This is a genomic window from Yersinia bercovieri ATCC 43970, from assembly GCF_013282745.1.
Lineage (GTDB): Bacteria > Pseudomonadota > Gammaproteobacteria > Enterobacterales > Enterobacteriaceae > Yersinia > Yersinia bercovieri.
Genome location: NZ_CP054044.1, coordinates 1,854,091 through 1,869,541, shown reverse-complemented (window position 1 = coordinate 1,869,541; position 15,451 = coordinate 1,854,091). Strand labels below are relative to the sequence as shown.

Genomic DNA, 15,451 nt, shown 5'->3' with positions numbered 1-15,451 from the left:
TCGCAGGATGGCTCTTATTGTGTGCAAACTCGTAGTCAGATACAACTGTCTATCGCCATTCACTGTAAACATCTTGTTAGTAATTTACTGTAAACTTAGGATTCACTGTACACACAGGAGGCTATTTTGGTGCAAAATTTTGATAAATCTGCCGTCATTGATGCGGCAAATGCTTTGCCGGGACGACTGACGCCAATGCCGGTCGCAACTCTCCATGTGGTGAATGGTCACTCAATGACCCATATCCCTGAGGGGATGGAAGTGGCCATCTTCGCCATGGGCTGCTTCTGGGGTGTCGAACGCCTGTTTTGGCAACAATCGGGCATCTATAGCACCGCAGCCGGTTACAGCGGTGGCTATACACCAAACCCGACCTACCATGAGGTTTGCAGCGGCCGTACCGCCCATGCCGAGGTGGTTCGTGTGGTCTTTGATCCTGCCATCGTCAGCTATAAACAGCTATTGCAGATCTTCTGGGAAAATCACGATCCGGCTCAGGGAATGCGCCAGGGGGGTGATATCGGCACACAATATCGTTCAGCGATTTACGTTTTGACTCCTGAGCAGGAAGCACAAGCTAACGAGAGCAAAACCCAGTTCCAGCAAGCGATGGCGCAAGCCGGTGACCATCGGGCGATTACCAGTGAGATTGCCGTTGCCCTACCGTTTTACTATGCCGAGGATGACCATCAGCAATATTTGTACAAGAATCCACATGGCTATTGTGGGCTGGGTGGCATTGGTGTTTGTATGCCGCCCAATTTGTAGGGCTAGCGGCGCTCTTATCGCTGCTGCTATACTCTTTTCGGGCTGTTCACTCAGCCCGAAAGCGGTTTTCTACCGCTATCTTGAATTCAGCATTGAACCAATTGAATTAACCCAATTAAACAGTATGGCCCTTCCTTACGATCGCCGGCGCATCGTCGGTACGACACGGATAGATTATGTTAAACAGTATTTTACTGATTCTTTTTTTAATTGCGGTGAGCGCCTTTTTCTCGTTATCAGAAATTTCATTGGCCGCTTCACGCAAAATTAAGTTAAAACTTCTGGCCGACGATGGCGATATCAACGCCGCGCGGGTCCTTAAATTGCAGGAGACGCCGGGGATTTTCTTCACCGTGGTGCAAATTGGCCTGAACGCCGTTGCCATCCTCGGGGGTATCGTCGGTGATGCGGCGTTCTCGCCCTCTTTCAGAGTGGTGTTTGAACGCTTTATGTCACCTGAGCTTGCCGACCAGGTCAGTTTTATTTGCTCATTCGTTCTGGTCACCAGCTTATTTATTCTGTTTGCCGACTTAACTCCGAAACGCATCGGGATGATTTCGCCTGAAGCGGTTGCCGTTCGGATCGTCAACCCGATGCGCTTCTGTTTGATGATTTGTCGCCCATTAGTTTGGTTCTTCAATGGGATGGCGAATCTGATCTTCCGTCTATTTAAGCTACCAATGGTTCGCAATGATGACATCACCTCGGATGATATCTATGCCGTGGTAGAGGCTGGTGCATTGGCCGGCGTGTTACGCAAACAAGAGCACGAGCTGATTGAAAACGTTTTCGAGTTAGAGTCTCGCACAGTACCCTCCTCCATGACCTCGCGCGAAAGTGTGATCTATTTTGATCTGCGGGAGAGCGAAGACAGCATAAAAGAGAAGATTTCCACCCATCCACACTCAAAATTCCTGGTCTGCGATGGGCATATCGATCAGGTAGTGGGCTATGTTGACTCCAAAGACTTGCTGAACCGAGTATTGGGTAACCAGAGTCTGGTACTGAGTAGTGGAGTGCAAATTCGCTCAGCACTGATTGTCCCAGACACCCTGACACTCTCTGAGGCGCTTGAGAGCTTTAAAACTGCCGGTGAAGATTTTGCCGTTATTCTCAACGAATATGCATTGGTGGTTGGGATAATTACCCTGAATGACGTGATGACCACGCTGATGGGCGATTTGGTAGGGCAAGGGCAGGAAGAACAGATTGTCGCCCGTGATGAAAGCTCATGGTTGATTGAGGGGGGCACCCCAATTGAAGATGTCATGCGCGTACTGCATATTGATGAGTTCCCCCAATCGGGTAATTATGAAACCATCGGCGGCTTTATGATGTATATGCTGCGCAAAATTCCAAAGCGCACTGATTTCGTCAAGTATGCTGGTTACAAATTTGAAGTGGTGGATATCGATAGCTACAAAATCGATCAGTTACTGGTGACCAAACTCAGTGACCTACCCGCACCTATACTGCCAAAAGCCCCGCACGAAAGTAGTGATGCGTAAATCTATTGCTTGAGTGAGTTACCCGGTAAAACATTAGCGGCCCCAATATAGGGGCCGCAATTAATTTTGTTCAGAGTAGTGTCATACCCAAAGTCATTGGAGTTACAGCTAGACAGCACCTGTGCTGCTAACAACGCTGCCACTTCAATTAAGTGGGTGTCAGCCCATTTCAGACTGCAAACGCATCACTTGCCGATTCACTTCCGACATCACTTCAAAGTGGCGCTTATCCCTAACTTTCGGGATTAAAATCTTACCTTTATCGAACTCAAAAGCCCCCATATCCTTGATGTACAGACGGCCACGGAATAACGTTTTAACATACATCGCGACTTTTGCCGGATTGTAACGTGGGAAGATCCTCATTGTTTTACTTTCCTCCATAACACCAATACACACCCTCTGGCGCATTAGCGACCAAGATCACAGGTAGCGTAAGATAATTGCAGAGTAATAGACCTAGAGTATGGGCTTAAGTTCCCCCATATTCAGTCATTGATGCTGGGTTTACATAAAATTACAGTACCAGATGGATAAAATTAGACTTATTAACAGAATAACCATCTAGTTACTGGTGGAAATAATTTTTTTCAACTGACAGGACAGACCACTGATCAGCACCTATGATTGGAAAACTTACCTGTAGCCTGCATTCAGGGATAAGTCGAGTCTACCCATAAGATCCCCAAGGACATTACATGATAAAAAATAGCCTGCTGATACTGTCGCTACTATTCACACCGCTACTGGTCAGCGCCCATTCCATTCAAAACAACCAACGTGTCCCACCGGTTGGTGTCAGCGATAAAGGTGAACTGAATTACGATAAGGCTACTGATCAGTTTAGCTATAAAAACTGGAATAGCTCGCAACTGCCTGGCAAAGTGCGAGTCATCCAGCATATTGCTGGGCGAACCTCAGCAAAAGAGCTGAATGCGCCCTTAGTGGAGGCCATCAAGCACGCTAATCTGCCACACGAACATTACCAAACGACGACAATCGTCAATACTGATGACGCCATTATTGGCACCGCCATGTTTGTGCGTAATAGCATTGAAAGCAATAAACGCGAATTCCCTTGGTCGCAGTTTGTGGTCGACAGCAACGGCAATGTCAAAAAGGCATGGGCCTTAGCGGATAAAGGCTCCACCATCGTGGTGCTGGATCAGCAAGGGAATGTGAATTTTGTCAAAGATGGCGCACTGACACCAGAAGAGGTGCAGCAGGTCATCGACCACCTGCACCAGTTGGTTAAGCAATAGATTAGAATAGCGACACTCTAAAGCCGGGGTTCAGGAATGATTCACGTGGGATATAAGAAAGCGGTTTACCCTGCCAATCGTGAACCTGTGCTCCGGCAGCAAGGGCAATGGCATGTCCCGCCGCGGTGTCCCACACATTTGTTGGCCCAAAGCGAGGATAGAGCTGGGCCCTCCCTTCTGCCACCAAACAAAACTTGAGTGACGAACCGACCGATACTGTCTGATGTTCGCCCAGTTGCGCCAGATAATCCTCCAGTTCAGCATCGCTGTGGGAGCGACTCACGACCACCAGCGGCGGCAGTGCATCACGCACCTGAATCTGCATACGCCGCCCACCCTCCTCTTTCCAGGCCTGACCATTTTCGGCACTGTACATCACCTCAGTCACCGGGGTGTACACCACGCCCAGTACCGGCTCACCCTTATCAATCAATGCAATATTGACGGTAAACTCGCCATTGCGATTCAGAAACTCTTTGGTGCCATCCAGCGGATCAACCAGCCAATAGCGCTGCCAATGCTGACGCACCTCCCAAGCCGGTGGGTCCTCTTCAGACAACAGCGGAATGTCAGGGGTCAATGTGGCTAATCCGGCTTTGATAATCTGGTGAGCCGCGAGATCAGCCGCAGTCACCGGTGAATCATCTTTTTTATGGGCCACATCAAGGGGCTTATCACCCTGATAGACCGCCATAATCGCCACGCCTGCTTCGCGGGCTAACTGGCAAATTTGCTCTAACATCATCCACCCCTTGGTATTGAATATTGATAGTCAGAATACACGTTATCGATAGTGGCTCCTGGAACTGTTCACTGGTCTTATATTCATTTTAGAACGTAAAGCATGAATCATCTCAAGACTTATCCACCCCCTGCAGACTAATAATATTCCTGCTAAATAGCCATATTTGCCAGAAAACTGCTTATAAAATCAGTGGCATTAACCTGCTACAACTGTGAACTTCTGCGCGGTATCCGCTGCTACTTTCTGCCAAACTTCACACTTTGCTTTAGCAATTATTTAAAGTTACATGTTCTTTTGCGATACACGTCTAATAGTTCTTAATGGAGAAAGCCATGTTCAAGCGTCCCCTGACGTTATCCCTGCTTGCCAGCCTGATTGCTGTTGCCACATCCGTGTCGGTGACCAGCGCACAGGCCGCCACTGTTGACTTGCGCGTTCTGGAAACCACCGACCTGCACAGCAACATGATGGATTTCGATTACTACAAAGATAAACCTACCGAGAAGTTCGGCCTGGTGCGCACCGCAAGTCTGATTGAAGCGGCTCGCCAGCAGGCGACCAACAGTGTACTGGTGGATAATGGTGATCTTATTCAGGGCAGCCCACTTGGCGACTATATGGCTGCTAAGGGATTGAAGGCGGGTGAGACTCATCCCGTTTATAAGGCGATGAATACACTGGATTATGCGGTGGGTAACATCGGTAATCACGAGTTTAACTACGGTTTGGACTACCTGAAAAAATCACTGGCGGGTGCCAAATTCCCCTATGTGAATGCCAACGTGATTGATGTTAAGAGTGGTAAACCGCTATTCCAGCCCTATTTGATTGTCGACACGCCAGTGAAAGATCGCGAGGGAAAAACCCATAACCTGCGCATCGGCTATATTGGTTTTGTGCCTCCGCAAGTAATGATTTGGGACAAAGCGAACCTCAGCGGCAAAGTTACCGTCAACGATATCACCGAAACCGCTAAAAAATGGGTGCCGGAGATGCGCAAGCAAGGGGCGGATTTAGTGGTGGCGATCCCGCATTCTGGCCTCTCCAGTGACCCCTATAAAACCATGGCGGAAAACTCGGTTTATTACCTCAGCCAGGTGCCGGGCATTGACGCCATCATGTTCGGCCATGCCCACGCCATCTTCCCAAGCAAAGATTTTGCCGCCATTAAAGGTGCAGATATCGCGCAGGGCACGTTAAACGGTATTCCGGCGGTGATGCCGGGCCAGTGGGGTGATCATCTAGGGGTCGTCGATTTTGTGCTGAATAACGACCAAGGCCAGTGGCAGGTGACTCAGGCTAAAGCGGAAGCTCGCCCTATTTACGATAAAACCGCGCAAAAATCGCTGGCGGCAGAAAATGCGGATCTGGTGAAAGTGCTGGCGGCAGACCATCAGGGGACGCGGGATTTTGTTAGCCAGCCGATCGGCAAAGCGTCAGACAATATGTACAGCTATCTGGCGCTGATTCAGGACGACCCAACAGTTCAGATCGTGAATAATGCCCAGCGCGCCTATACCGAACACTTTATCCAGGGCGACCCTGATTTGGCCGGACTGCCAGTGCTCTCTGCCGCTGCGCCGTTTAAAGCCGGTGGCCGCAAAAATGATCCCGCCAGTTTTGTCGAAGTGGAAAAAGGGGAGTTGACCTTCCGCAATGCCGCCGATCTCTACCTTTACCCAAATACGCTGGTGGTGGTGAAAGCCAGTGGTGCCGAGGTGAAACAGTGGCTGGAGTGCTCTGCGGCGCAATTTAATCAAATTGATGTGAACAGCCGTCAGCCGCAACCGCTGATCAATTGGGATGGTTTTCGCACCTATAATTTCGATGTCATTGATGGTGTTAAATATGAGATAGATGTTAGCCAGCCGGCACGCTATGACGGCGAATGCGCGCTGATTAATGATAAAGCCGAGCGTATTAAAAAACTGACATTTAATGGTAAACCTATCGATCCAAAGGCCACATTCCTGATCGCCACCAATAATTACCGTGCTTACAGCGGTAAGTTTGCCGGAACAGGGGATAGCCATATTGCTTTCGCGTCACCGGATGAAAACCGGGCCGTGCTGTCTGCCTATATCAGCGCTGAAACCAAAAAACATGGGCAGGTGACCCCACAAGCTGATAACAACTGGCGTCTGGCAACGCTGGAGAGCAAACAGCCACTGGATATCCGCTTTGAAACCTCACCAAGCACCAAAGCCGCTGAGTTTATTAAGCAAAAAGCGCAGTATCCGATGACAGCACAGGGCCATGATGAGATTGGTTTTGAAGTTTATCGACTCGATTTACAGCATAAATAATCTCTGACCACAGCGCTCTAGCGGGTGCTGTGGTTACCTGAATACCTCTTTATGGTTATATCGCAATCTATAACATGTATTTATTATACATCTTATAGATATTTAATTACTCAATGAGGTGTCATTATGGATTACCGCAATCAATCTCTGGGTGCGCTGGCTATCGCCATTCCACGGGCTACAAAGCTATTTCGTCATTATCAACTCGATTTCTGTTGTGGGGGTAAGCAAACACTATTACGCGCAGCGAATAAGTTAGAGTTGGATATTGATGAGCTGGAAGCACAGCTGAGTGCATTACAAGCTGAGCCGCAATCAGCTGAAGATTGGCAACAGCAGCCGCTGACAAACCTCATTGATTTCATTATCAGCCGCTACCATAACCGCCATCGCGAGCAGTTGCCGGAATTGATTCTGATGGCGGAGAAAGTTGAACGGGTACATGGCGAAAAGCCGGCATGTCCACGTGGGTTAGCAGCAGAACTCACCGCCATTTTAGAAGAGCTGACCCAGCATATGTACAAAGAGGAGCAGATCCTGTTCCCGATGATCCAGCGGGGTATGGGTTCTCAGGCGGGCGGCCCGATATTTGTGATGGAAGCTGAACACGATGCGGTTGGGCTACAGTTGGAAGTGGTAAAACAGCTGACACAAAATGTGACCCCACCAGATGGCGCCTGCAATACCTGGCGTGCGCTCTACACAGGCATCAATGAATTTATGACTGATCTGATGGAACATATTCATCTGGAAAATAATTTGCTGTTCCCGCGTGCACTCAAGGGGGAATAATTTAGCGGGCATTGATTATCACAACAAATAAACAGCCAAAGGGCGACATCACGTCGCCCTTTGTCATAACACTGCATCTGGAAAAGATAAGAATTACAGGATTTCCAGCAGCTCTACTTCAAACATCAATGCGCTAAATGGTGGGATAGTTGCACCCGCGCCACGCTCGCCATAGGCCAGATTGTGGGGGATGTATAACTTCCATTTAGCGCCAACAGGCATCATGGACAGCGCTTCGATCCAACCAGGGATAACGCCACTGACCGGAAACTCTGCTGGCTGACCGCGCTCAACCGAGCTATCAAATACCGTACCATCAACCAAACGGCCAGTGTAGTGCACACGAACACGGTCCTGACGAGATGGGATCGGGCCGTCGCCTGCCTGCAACACCGAGAACTGCAAGCCAGATTCAGTGGTGGTGACGTCATCACGCTTGGCATTCTCTTCCAAAAAGGTTTTCCCCTCTTCGACCAATGCTTGCTGGCGCTCAACACGTACTTTATCAGCCTTTTCATGTACTTCTTGTAATGCGCGATGTATCACATCAACAGGGACAGTCGGTGTATTCCCCTCCATCGCGTCACGCAAACCTGCCAGTAGTGCTTCTGGCAATAAACCTTCCAGCCCGGACTCTTGCAATTGCTGCCCGATTTGTAAACCAATCCCGTAGCTCGCTTGCGCTTCAACGCTATCAAAAGAAGGGGTTGTCATGGATTTTCCTTTAGTCGCTTATTCATGTCGAAGCCGCAAGCATAACAGCAGCAGGGGAGCGCGGTAAAATCTTGCGTTGTGAATGATGACTTTTGTCGAAGAAACAGAAACAATGGCAGCAGGCTAACGGGAAATACCCCTTTTAGGTATTATAATCTCCTGCCTTTTGCCATCAAGCAGTTAGCAACGCGGCAATTTCAGGTAGGAAGGGTATATACTTAGAAGACTATAGGATTCACCGCCATATTATTATTTATGTCGTTTTACGCCGTTGAAGAGAGGTCAGCATGGGCAGAATCGCGCCCAGGAGAAGGAAGAGTAATCGGATTTATCAGCCATTGCTGCACACTTGGTTGACGATCAGGCAGAAGATCCTACCGGATCCTAAAGTGGCCGATGACCAAAGTCTGATGTCCGAAGTGAGTGCATCCGAACAGACCGCCCCTGCTGAGGATATTGCCGCTACGGAAAATAGTGTCACCCCTGAAACCGTGGCAACAGCTAGACCGGAAACCGGCATCAAAGGGCTACTGCTAAAAATCTGGCATTTGCCGGACAGTTTTCGGTGGATGGAGCCATTACCGCTCTTCCACCGTCGCTGGATAATCATCGTCACCGCTGTGTTGCTGCTGGCACTGCTGTGGCCGGTATCACGCGATAATACCGACCGCTCCTTCCCCATTAGCGCACCGTCCACTGACGTGCCACTACAGGCCCAATTACAGGATAATCTTGATGCTCCGCCACCCCCAACGGTGGCTCCTCCCGTGACGCCTAATACATTGCAAGGAGAGTGGCAGAGTTATCAGATTCAATCAGGGAAAACATTGGCGCAGCTATTCCGTGACAATAATCTGCCGGTCAATGAGGTCTTTGCGATGGCGCAGGTTGAGGGCAGTGATAAACCACTGAGCAACCTGAAAGCGGGGCAAGAGGTCAAAATCATGCTGGATGCACAAGGCGTGGTCGCCGCACTGGCCATTGAAACCACCGCGAATACCGAAGTGCTGTTTACTCGGCAGAGTGATGGCAGCTATCGCCGTGACCGTTAACCACCACCCTAACTTCTAGCTCACCCCCTATTTTCTTTGATATTGCCACTTTGTCTCTCCCGAATTAGGTTGTTTTCTGGATGGTTAACCCCATCCATGACCAGATAGCCATATTCATAAATAAAGGGAGTGATTATGATATGAAATATAATTTAGCTTTTGTATTACTACTTACGCCGTTTAGCCTATTCGCCACCCAGCATTGCCCAGCGATTGATACCATCACACAGGTAGGGGCAGCTTATACCGCTAAAACTGCGGAGGGTGGAGAATGGATTGGCCTCTTGCAAGGCACCCTTCCCGCGCAAAGTGCTATTAAAGATTTCAGCGAAGCGCTATTGATTCTCGATAGTGATAGAGATAAAGGTAGCCTCATTGATCAGGGGAATTTTCAAAAGTGTACCTATAACCTGGAGACCGAGGGTAAGCAGATAGACATGTACTACGATAACAAGACCTGGTTGGTATCCATCAGTGGAAAACCTCACTGGAAGTACCAACAATCCCCTCTCCTTGAAATCTACCTCTGTTCAGATGTGGCTGCTGAAGAGTGTAAATTTGATATTTTACCGCAGGAATCGACCTCCTGACACCTCAGCGAGAGCCTCATTAACAGTGAGTTTCCTATTGACCAAAAAGCAAAACGCCAGCACGAGGCTGGCGTTTTAGCAGGTTAACAGCAGCGAAACTTACGCTTCTGCAACCACGATCACGTTCAGTTTTGCGAACACGTCGCTGTGTACCTGGAAGTGAACTTCATGCTCACCAGTAGTACGCAGAACGCCATTCGGCAGACGAACTTCGCTCTTGGTCACGGCAACGCCAGCTGCAGTTACAGCATCAGCGATGTCACGAGTACCGATAGAGCCGAACAGTTTGCCTTCATCGCCAGATTTAGAAGCGATAGTGACACTGCCCAGTTCGTTAATTTTGGTTGCGCGAGCTTCAGCTGCAGCCAGAACGTCAGCCAATTTGGCTTCCAATTCTGCACGGCGTGCTTCAAAGAACTCGACATTTTTCTTAGTTGCCGGAACAGCTTTACCTTGTGGAACCAGGAAGTTACGAGCGTAGCCCGCTTTAACGTTCACTTGGTCACCCAGGCTGCCCAGGTTTGCTACTTTATCAAGCAGAATAACTTGCATTACCTTATCCTCTCAAAGTCGTTAATGGACAGTGGCCGATTACTGATGACGATCAGTGTACGGCAACAAAGACAGGTAGCGAGCGCGCTTGATACAACGAGCGAGCTGACGCTGGAATTTTGCACGAGTACCGGTAATACGGCTCGGGACAATTTTACCACTTTCAGTGATATAGTTTTTCAGCGTAGCGATATCTTTATAATCAATCTCTACAACGCCTTCCGCGGTGAAACGGCAGAACTTGCGACGACGGAAATAACGTGCCATTAGGCTAGTCTCCAGAATCTATAAATTCAATCTGCTCGGCATGCAGAACCAGTTTGTTTAGCCCATTGCGGCCTTGATGGCAGCTAATGAAGCCTTCAACGGTTAACTGACTGCCGACCGTTATACTGTGAGTTAATGCTTGTGACGTTTGCCCGCTAACAACGATGGGCATTCTGCACCATGTTTGTCGGCTAAATCCGGCTTCCTGCTGTGTTGATCTATGCTCAAGCACAAATTGGCAGTGCGGGATACCAGAAGGACTTACTTTTCGAACCGGGGTCTTGCACACAGTGCCAGAGAGTACCAGACGATTAGTGGTCACCACGGCAATTACTCTTCAGAATCCCCAGCTTCGGAATCATCATTGGCTTCTGACGCGAAGTCGTGACGCTCACGGCGTTCGTCTTTCGCTTTAACCATTGGTGATGCTTCAGTTACCGCGTGTTTAACGCGCATAACCATGCTACGGATAACGGCGTCGTTGAAGCGGAAGTTTGTTTCCAGCTCATCGATCGCTTCCTGCGGGGCTTCAACGTTCAGCAGAACGTAGTGAGCTTTGTGCAGTTTATTGATCGGGTAAGCCAGTTGACGGCGGCCCCAGTCTTCCAGACGGTGGATCGTACCAGCAGCATTAGTGATAGTTGCACTATAGCGCTCGATCATGCCCGGAACCTGTTCGCTTTGGTCAGGATGGACCATAAAAACGATTTCGTAATGACGCATCGATTATTGCTCCTTACGGATTATTCAGCCTCCTGATAGGGTCAACCGCGGCCCATGGAGGCAAGGAACGTGTTTGTGTGCGGCTGAAAAATGACGCGTAACTATACTTGCGGGCCGCTGGAAACTCAAGGACTGACGGGGATTTATTCTTATTCTGACCATTACGCAGTAAAAATCGCACTTTTTGTTCATTAATTAACCAATGGTTATCTATCCATTAGTCTGCTAAATCTTTCAATAAAATCATTAGCTCAACATAATTATTGTTCACTTTTTTTGACCAAGTGAATCAATCTTGATGTATTTTTAAATTAACAAAAGCGACTAGAATTATTTACATCCACCGCATAACAAGCGGCGAAGCAAACTGAAAGTTATTCAAAGTAAGTAAATAAGATATTGGAGTCACCTATGAAACCTATCCTAGCCATCGCAGCCACACTGAGTTTACTACTCTCCGCCAACACCTTTGCCGCCACAGAGATCAGCCGTCAGGAAGCCATGCAGCAGCAACGTGTCAGCATTGGCGAAATTTCCCTTAACCACAATGTGGTTTCCCCGGATGATGCCGTGGCGCAAATCAGCAAAATGGCTGACGAACGCGGCGCAACCGCCTATCACATCACTCAGATGCATGAGCCAGGTAGCAACAGCTCCATTCGGGTAAATGCAGAGATTTATCGTTAGACCCAGCCGTAAAAATACAACACCAGAGAATACGACAACCAACAACCAACAACCAACAACCAAGAATAGCCCGTTATATGCCCTTCCCCCCGGTTAGCCGGGGGGCTTTTATCCCCTTGATTCTTGACCACTCATACCGTTTTATAAATTTTCTGCGAAGAATTTCACTCCGGCAGTGAGTGCTGTCGGGGTAATTTTATGGCCAATCCCCGCTTCTGTCAGATAGGTCAGATGCTGATCCCCCCCGCAGGCCCTCAGCGCCTGCACTAACCGCTCACTCTCCTCGGCGGGCACCACATCATCCGCTTCTCCATGCCAAACCAATAATGGCCGCCCGGCAATGACGTCCAACTGATGAGTGAGATCATAATCTGCCAGCGGTGCTAAACGGCGCTCAAATACCGCAGGGCTGACCCCTTGTCCCGCCTCCAGCGGAGGAAACAGGCTGTGCGCCAGTGAGTTGAAGTAGCCTGATCCCATAAAGTCTGCGGCGACACTCACCCATGGATAGCGGGCAAGCGCCCCCAATGTCGTCATTCCCCCCATTGATGCGCCCGCCACACCGATACGATCGCCATCAATCAATCCAGCCTGCTGATAATGCTGCTTAAGTGCTGGCAGCTCATCAATATTTGATTTTAGAATCTCCCAGAAGTGGGATAGGCGCTGGGTTTCATTGCCGTTAAAGCGCGCACCGTGCATATCTGCATCAGGTGCTATCGTGCGAAACCCAGCTTGCGCGAAGGCATAGGCGAAATAGGAGTAGACCTCTTTTGACGAGGTGTAGCCATGATAGAAGAAAATGGTCGGTAGCGGTTGCTGGCGCTGACCCGCAGGGGCAGAATGTATCACCTCAATACCATTAATGTTTTCCAGCGACATCTCAATCATGGCGGCAATCCTATATTTATCAGGCCGAGTATTTATCGGTGCAATGTAAGCTCGAAAAACAGGCTTATACTAGATAAATGCAGTGTGCCTAAATAAGGTTATAAAGTCTTAAATCAATTTCTTTCAAGATATTACCCTTTATACGCGGCGCGGTACTTAAATCAGTAGCGAAGAGGCAAAGATGACAATAAAACGTGCGGTGGTGTTCTTACTGATCACTTTGGGGCTATCGGCTTGCAGTGCTTTACATGTCACGCCAGCTCCTCCACCGGCGATTCAGCCTTACGCACAAGAAATCACCCGCGCCCAGAGCCTCAACTTGCAAAAAGTGGGGACTGTCTCAGCTCAGGTATTTGGCAGCCCAATGGATGTAGAGGCAGAAATTAAGCGTAGGGCTAACGCCAGCGGCGCACCCTACTATTTGATTATCATGATGTCAGACAGTATTTACCCCGGCACTTGGTATGCTAACGCCCTGTTGTACAAATAAATGTTATATTGATAGCCCCGTTGCACGGCTCAATAGCGGCGCACAAATGGCCTCGGGTAACATATATTGGTCACGATGGTCGAGTGTCATGCGGCACCAGGCATCAGCCAGTGGTGGCGAGGCAAAACGCAGTAATTGTGCGGCGCAGCACAGATCAAAGAGTTGCTGAGTGAGCGCTCGCCCCTGCTCCTCCTTGGGCGTTTTAAGCCGCTGCTGCAACTGTCGCCATGCGCGATCAAACAAGCGGTTCTGCCCGCGCACTGGGTAGAACTCTTGCTGTAGCATGTCGATTGCGGCGGGCAGTTTGCGCAATGTCCGCAGCACATCCAGGCACATAATGTTGCCGGAGCCTTCCCAAATGCTGTTGACCGGCATTTCACGATACAGCCGTGGCAGTTCACTCTGCTCGCAATAGCCGATCCCACCCAGCACCTCCATCGCCTCGGCGACAAAGGCGCTGCCCTGCCCACAAATGCGATATTTCGCCGCCGGGGTGAGCAGCCGACTGAATATCTGCTCATGAGCCTCATGGGGCTTTTCCCATGCCCGCGCTAAGCGCATCAGCAGTGCAGTATGCCCCTCAAGACGCAATGCCATGCGGCTCAGCACCTGCCGCATTAAGGGTTGCTCAACCAGTGCCTTACCGAAAGCTTGCCGCTGCCAGGCATGATACAGCGCGACCGAGAAGGCACGGCGCATCAGGCCATGACTACCCAGCGCACAATCAAAGCGGGTATACCCGCCCATTTTCAGGATTTGGCGAATGCCGTCACCCTCATCCCCAAGAGCCAGGCGGTGGCATGATCAAATTCAACTTCACTACTGGCATTGGAGCGGTTGCCAAGCTTATCTTTCAGCCGCTCTAATCGAATGGCGTTATAGGTGCCGTCGGGCAATATTTTAGGCAGGAAGAAGCAGGATAATCCCCCCTCCGCCTGTGCCAACACCAGGTGCGCATCACTTTGCGGCACGGAGAAAAACCACTTGTGCCCGACCAGACGATAGGCCTCACCATGGCCGCGCGCTTCCAGCGGCTCGGCGCGAGTGGTATTGCTGAGCACATCAGACCCCCCCTGTTTTTCGGTCATGCCCATGCCAATCAATAAGCCCCGTTTCTGGCTACCGACGACCTGATGAGGGTCATAGCGATCTGAGAGCAGTGGCGGCAACCAGTTGTGAAATAAGGGTGGGAGAGATTGTTGTAACAGCGGAATGGCACCAAATGTCATGGTAATTGGGCATAGTGATCCTGCCTCCACCTGTGCATGCAGGATAAAACGTGCCGCACGCGCCACAAAGGAACCAATACGGGCATCCTCTTGCCAGGGCAGATTATGCGCCCGGTGCTTGATCAGCTCCTGCATCAACACATACCACGCAGGGTGGAATCTCACCTGATCCAAGCGCTGGCCAACGGCGTCGTAACGTAATAATTCAGGCGGATTACTGTTTGCCAGTCGCCCTAACTCCAGTGACTCCTGCGAGCCAAGTTGTAGCCCAATCAGAGAGAGATCCTCTCTATCCCAACCCGCGTGCTCCCGCATTACAGCTTCCCGCAATGCCATATCAGATAGAAATAAATTGCTGTTTGATAATGGTTCAGGCTGATTGAAAACCAAGTGAGTCTGCCACTCCATACCTTCCTCCATTTAGGTGCTATGCCCTTCGTATTTGGCGCAACAGGGGGATTAGCGACCTGTGATGCCAGTAACTTTAGGTATGAATGTATAATCGGCATTCATAAATCAGGGTTAAGTATGGTGTAGGCGGGGTTTTTTGCTGGCAGACTCATCACAAACAGGGATCAAACACCGATATATCACTGATATATCACTGATAATTTAGATGAATCTCCAGCTTAAAAAATAAAAAAGCCAACATCGGTGAATGTTGGCTGAGGTTATTGACAAAGTACCGGTTGCGGAGGGAATAGGTAGATCGTAAAGACGCCGTAAATCCTTCCCTGGAGGCTCGAGCCGCGCCATCCCTGGCGCGGACGCTTTACTCTTCTACCCACCCCTCCGTTCCAGATCGCGCCATCGGGGTTTGTCAGCAGTCTGAACCAACATCGGTGAATGTTGGCTTTTTGCCAAAACGTGAAGAG

17 protein-coding genes and 1 pseudogene are annotated in these 15,451 nt (G+C 49.6%); 9 read left to right on the top strand and 9 right to left on the bottom strand.

Annotated features, from left to right (window positions below):
* Positions 1-129: 129 nt before the first annotated feature.
* Positions 130-768 carry a peptide-methionine (S)-S-oxide reductase MsrA gene (gene msrA, locus HRK25_RS08415; protein WP_005272635.1) on the top strand — a complete coding sequence of 213 codons (639 nt, stop codon included), beginning with the start codon at positions 130-132 and terminating at the stop codon, positions 766-768.
* A gap of 176 nt (positions 769-944) precedes the next feature.
* On the top strand, positions 945-2,276 hold the full coding sequence (gene paeA, locus HRK25_RS08410; protein ID WP_004875441.1) for a polyamine export protein PaeA: 1,332 nt from the start codon (positions 945-947) through the stop codon (positions 2,274-2,276).
* Positions 2,277-2,435: 159 nt separating this feature from the next.
* Here paeA and HRK25_RS08405 read toward each other — a convergent pair whose 3' ends face one another.
* The gene (locus tag HRK25_RS08405) at positions 2,436-2,642 is read right to left on the bottom strand and encodes a DUF1107 domain-containing protein (RefSeq protein WP_032897150.1); all 207 of its coding nucleotides are present in this window, start codon (positions 2,640-2,642) and stop codon (positions 2,436-2,438) included.
* A 332-nt stretch (positions 2,643-2,974) separates the two neighbouring features.
* Between HRK25_RS08405 and HRK25_RS08400 the strand changes: the two genes are divergently transcribed.
* The gene (locus HRK25_RS08400; protein ID WP_005272640.1) at positions 2,975-3,538 is read left to right on the top strand and encodes a YtfJ family protein; all 564 of its coding nucleotides are present in this window, start codon (positions 2,975-2,977) and stop codon (positions 3,536-3,538) included.
* A gap of 1 nt (position 3,539) precedes the next feature.
* On the opposite strand, the gene cysQ is transcribed toward HRK25_RS08400, so the two are convergent.
* Positions 3,540-4,280, bottom strand: coding sequence for a 3'(2'),5'-bisphosphate nucleotidase CysQ (gene cysQ / locus HRK25_RS08395; RefSeq protein WP_032897153.1), 741 nt, complete (start codon positions 4,278-4,280; stop codon positions 3,540-3,542).
* A 323-nt stretch (positions 4,281-4,603) separates the two neighbouring features.
* Between cysQ and HRK25_RS08390 the strand changes: the two genes are divergently transcribed.
* Positions 4,604-6,589: a bifunctional 2',3'-cyclic-nucleotide 2'-phosphodiesterase/3'-nucleotidase gene (locus HRK25_RS08390; protein ID WP_005272642.1), complete on the top strand. Its 1,986-nt coding sequence runs from the start codon at positions 4,604-4,606 to the stop codon at positions 6,587-6,589.
* A 126-nt stretch (positions 6,590-6,715) separates the two neighbouring features.
* Complete coding sequence (gene ytfE, locus HRK25_RS08385; RefSeq protein ID WP_005272643.1) at positions 6,716-7,381, top strand: iron-sulfur cluster repair protein YtfE; 666 nt, start codon at positions 6,716-6,718, stop codon at positions 7,379-7,381.
* A 93-nt stretch (positions 7,382-7,474) separates the two neighbouring features.
* Here ytfE and HRK25_RS08380 read toward each other — a convergent pair whose 3' ends face one another.
* Positions 7,475-8,095, bottom strand: a complete 621-nt coding sequence (locus HRK25_RS08380; protein WP_005272644.1) for a BamJ family beta-barrel-assembly machinery protein — start codon at positions 8,093-8,095, stop codon at positions 7,475-7,477.
* A gap of 287 nt (positions 8,096-8,382) precedes the next feature.
* Between HRK25_RS08380 and HRK25_RS08375 the strand changes: the two genes are divergently transcribed.
* Positions 8,383-9,147 (top strand): OapA family protein, encoded by a 765-nt coding sequence (locus tag HRK25_RS08375; protein WP_032897156.1) that lies wholly within the window; start codon positions 8,383-8,385, stop codon positions 9,145-9,147.
* Between the two features lie 140 nt (positions 9,148-9,287).
* Positions 9,288-9,737 (top strand): DUF3757 domain-containing protein, encoded by a 450-nt coding sequence (locus HRK25_RS08370; RefSeq protein ID WP_032897169.1) that lies wholly within the window; start codon positions 9,288-9,290, stop codon positions 9,735-9,737.
* Positions 9,738-9,836: 99 nt separating this feature from the next.
* On the opposite strand, the gene rplI is transcribed toward HRK25_RS08370, so the two are convergent.
* Genes rplI through rpsF form a run of 4 tightly spaced genes read right to left on the bottom strand, consistent with a single transcriptional unit; the run spans position 9,837 to position 11,279 of the window.
* On the bottom strand, positions 9,837-10,289 hold the full coding sequence (rplI, locus tag HRK25_RS08365) for a 50S ribosomal protein L9 (RefSeq protein ID WP_005272649.1): 453 nt from the start codon (positions 10,287-10,289) through the stop codon (positions 9,837-9,839).
* Between the two features lie 39 nt (positions 10,290-10,328).
* Positions 10,329-10,556: a 30S ribosomal protein S18 gene (gene rpsR, locus HRK25_RS08360; protein WP_005272652.1), complete on the bottom strand. Its 228-nt coding sequence runs from the start codon at positions 10,554-10,556 to the stop codon at positions 10,329-10,331.
* Positions 10,557-10,560: 4 nt separating this feature from the next.
* Complete coding sequence (gene priB / locus HRK25_RS08355; RefSeq protein WP_048619007.1) at positions 10,561-10,881, bottom strand: primosomal replication protein N; 321 nt, start codon at positions 10,879-10,881, stop codon at positions 10,561-10,563.
* 5 nt (positions 10,882-10,886) lie between these two features.
* Positions 10,887-11,279 carry a 30S ribosomal protein S6 gene (gene rpsF / locus HRK25_RS08350; protein WP_002210153.1) on the bottom strand — a complete coding sequence of 131 codons (393 nt, stop codon included), beginning with the start codon at positions 11,277-11,279 and terminating at the stop codon, positions 10,887-10,889.
* Positions 11,280-11,690: 411 nt separating this feature from the next.
* On the opposite strand from rpsF, the gene HRK25_RS08345 reads away from it, so the two are divergent.
* The gene (locus tag HRK25_RS08345; RefSeq protein WP_005272654.1) at positions 11,691-11,966 is read left to right on the top strand and encodes a YdgH/BhsA/McbA family protein; all 276 of its coding nucleotides are present in this window, start codon (positions 11,691-11,693) and stop codon (positions 11,964-11,966) included.
* 141 nt (positions 11,967-12,107) lie between these two features.
* On the opposite strand, the gene yjfP is transcribed toward HRK25_RS08345, so the two are convergent.
* Positions 12,108-12,857, bottom strand: a complete 750-nt coding sequence (gene yjfP, locus HRK25_RS08340; protein ID WP_005272656.1) for an esterase — start codon at positions 12,855-12,857, stop codon at positions 12,108-12,110.
* Between the two features lie 181 nt (positions 12,858-13,038).
* Between yjfP and bsmA the strand changes: the two genes are divergently transcribed.
* Positions 13,039-13,347: a biofilm peroxide resistance protein BsmA gene (gene bsmA / locus HRK25_RS08335; protein WP_005272659.1), complete on the top strand. Its 309-nt coding sequence runs from the start codon at positions 13,039-13,041 to the stop codon at positions 13,345-13,347.
* 3 nt (positions 13,348-13,350) lie between these two features.
* Here bsmA and HRK25_RS08330 read toward each other — a convergent pair.
* A pseudogene (locus tag HRK25_RS08330) lies at positions 13,351-14,984 on the bottom strand (isovaleryl-CoA dehydrogenase).
* Positions 14,985-15,451 lie beyond the last annotated feature (467 nt).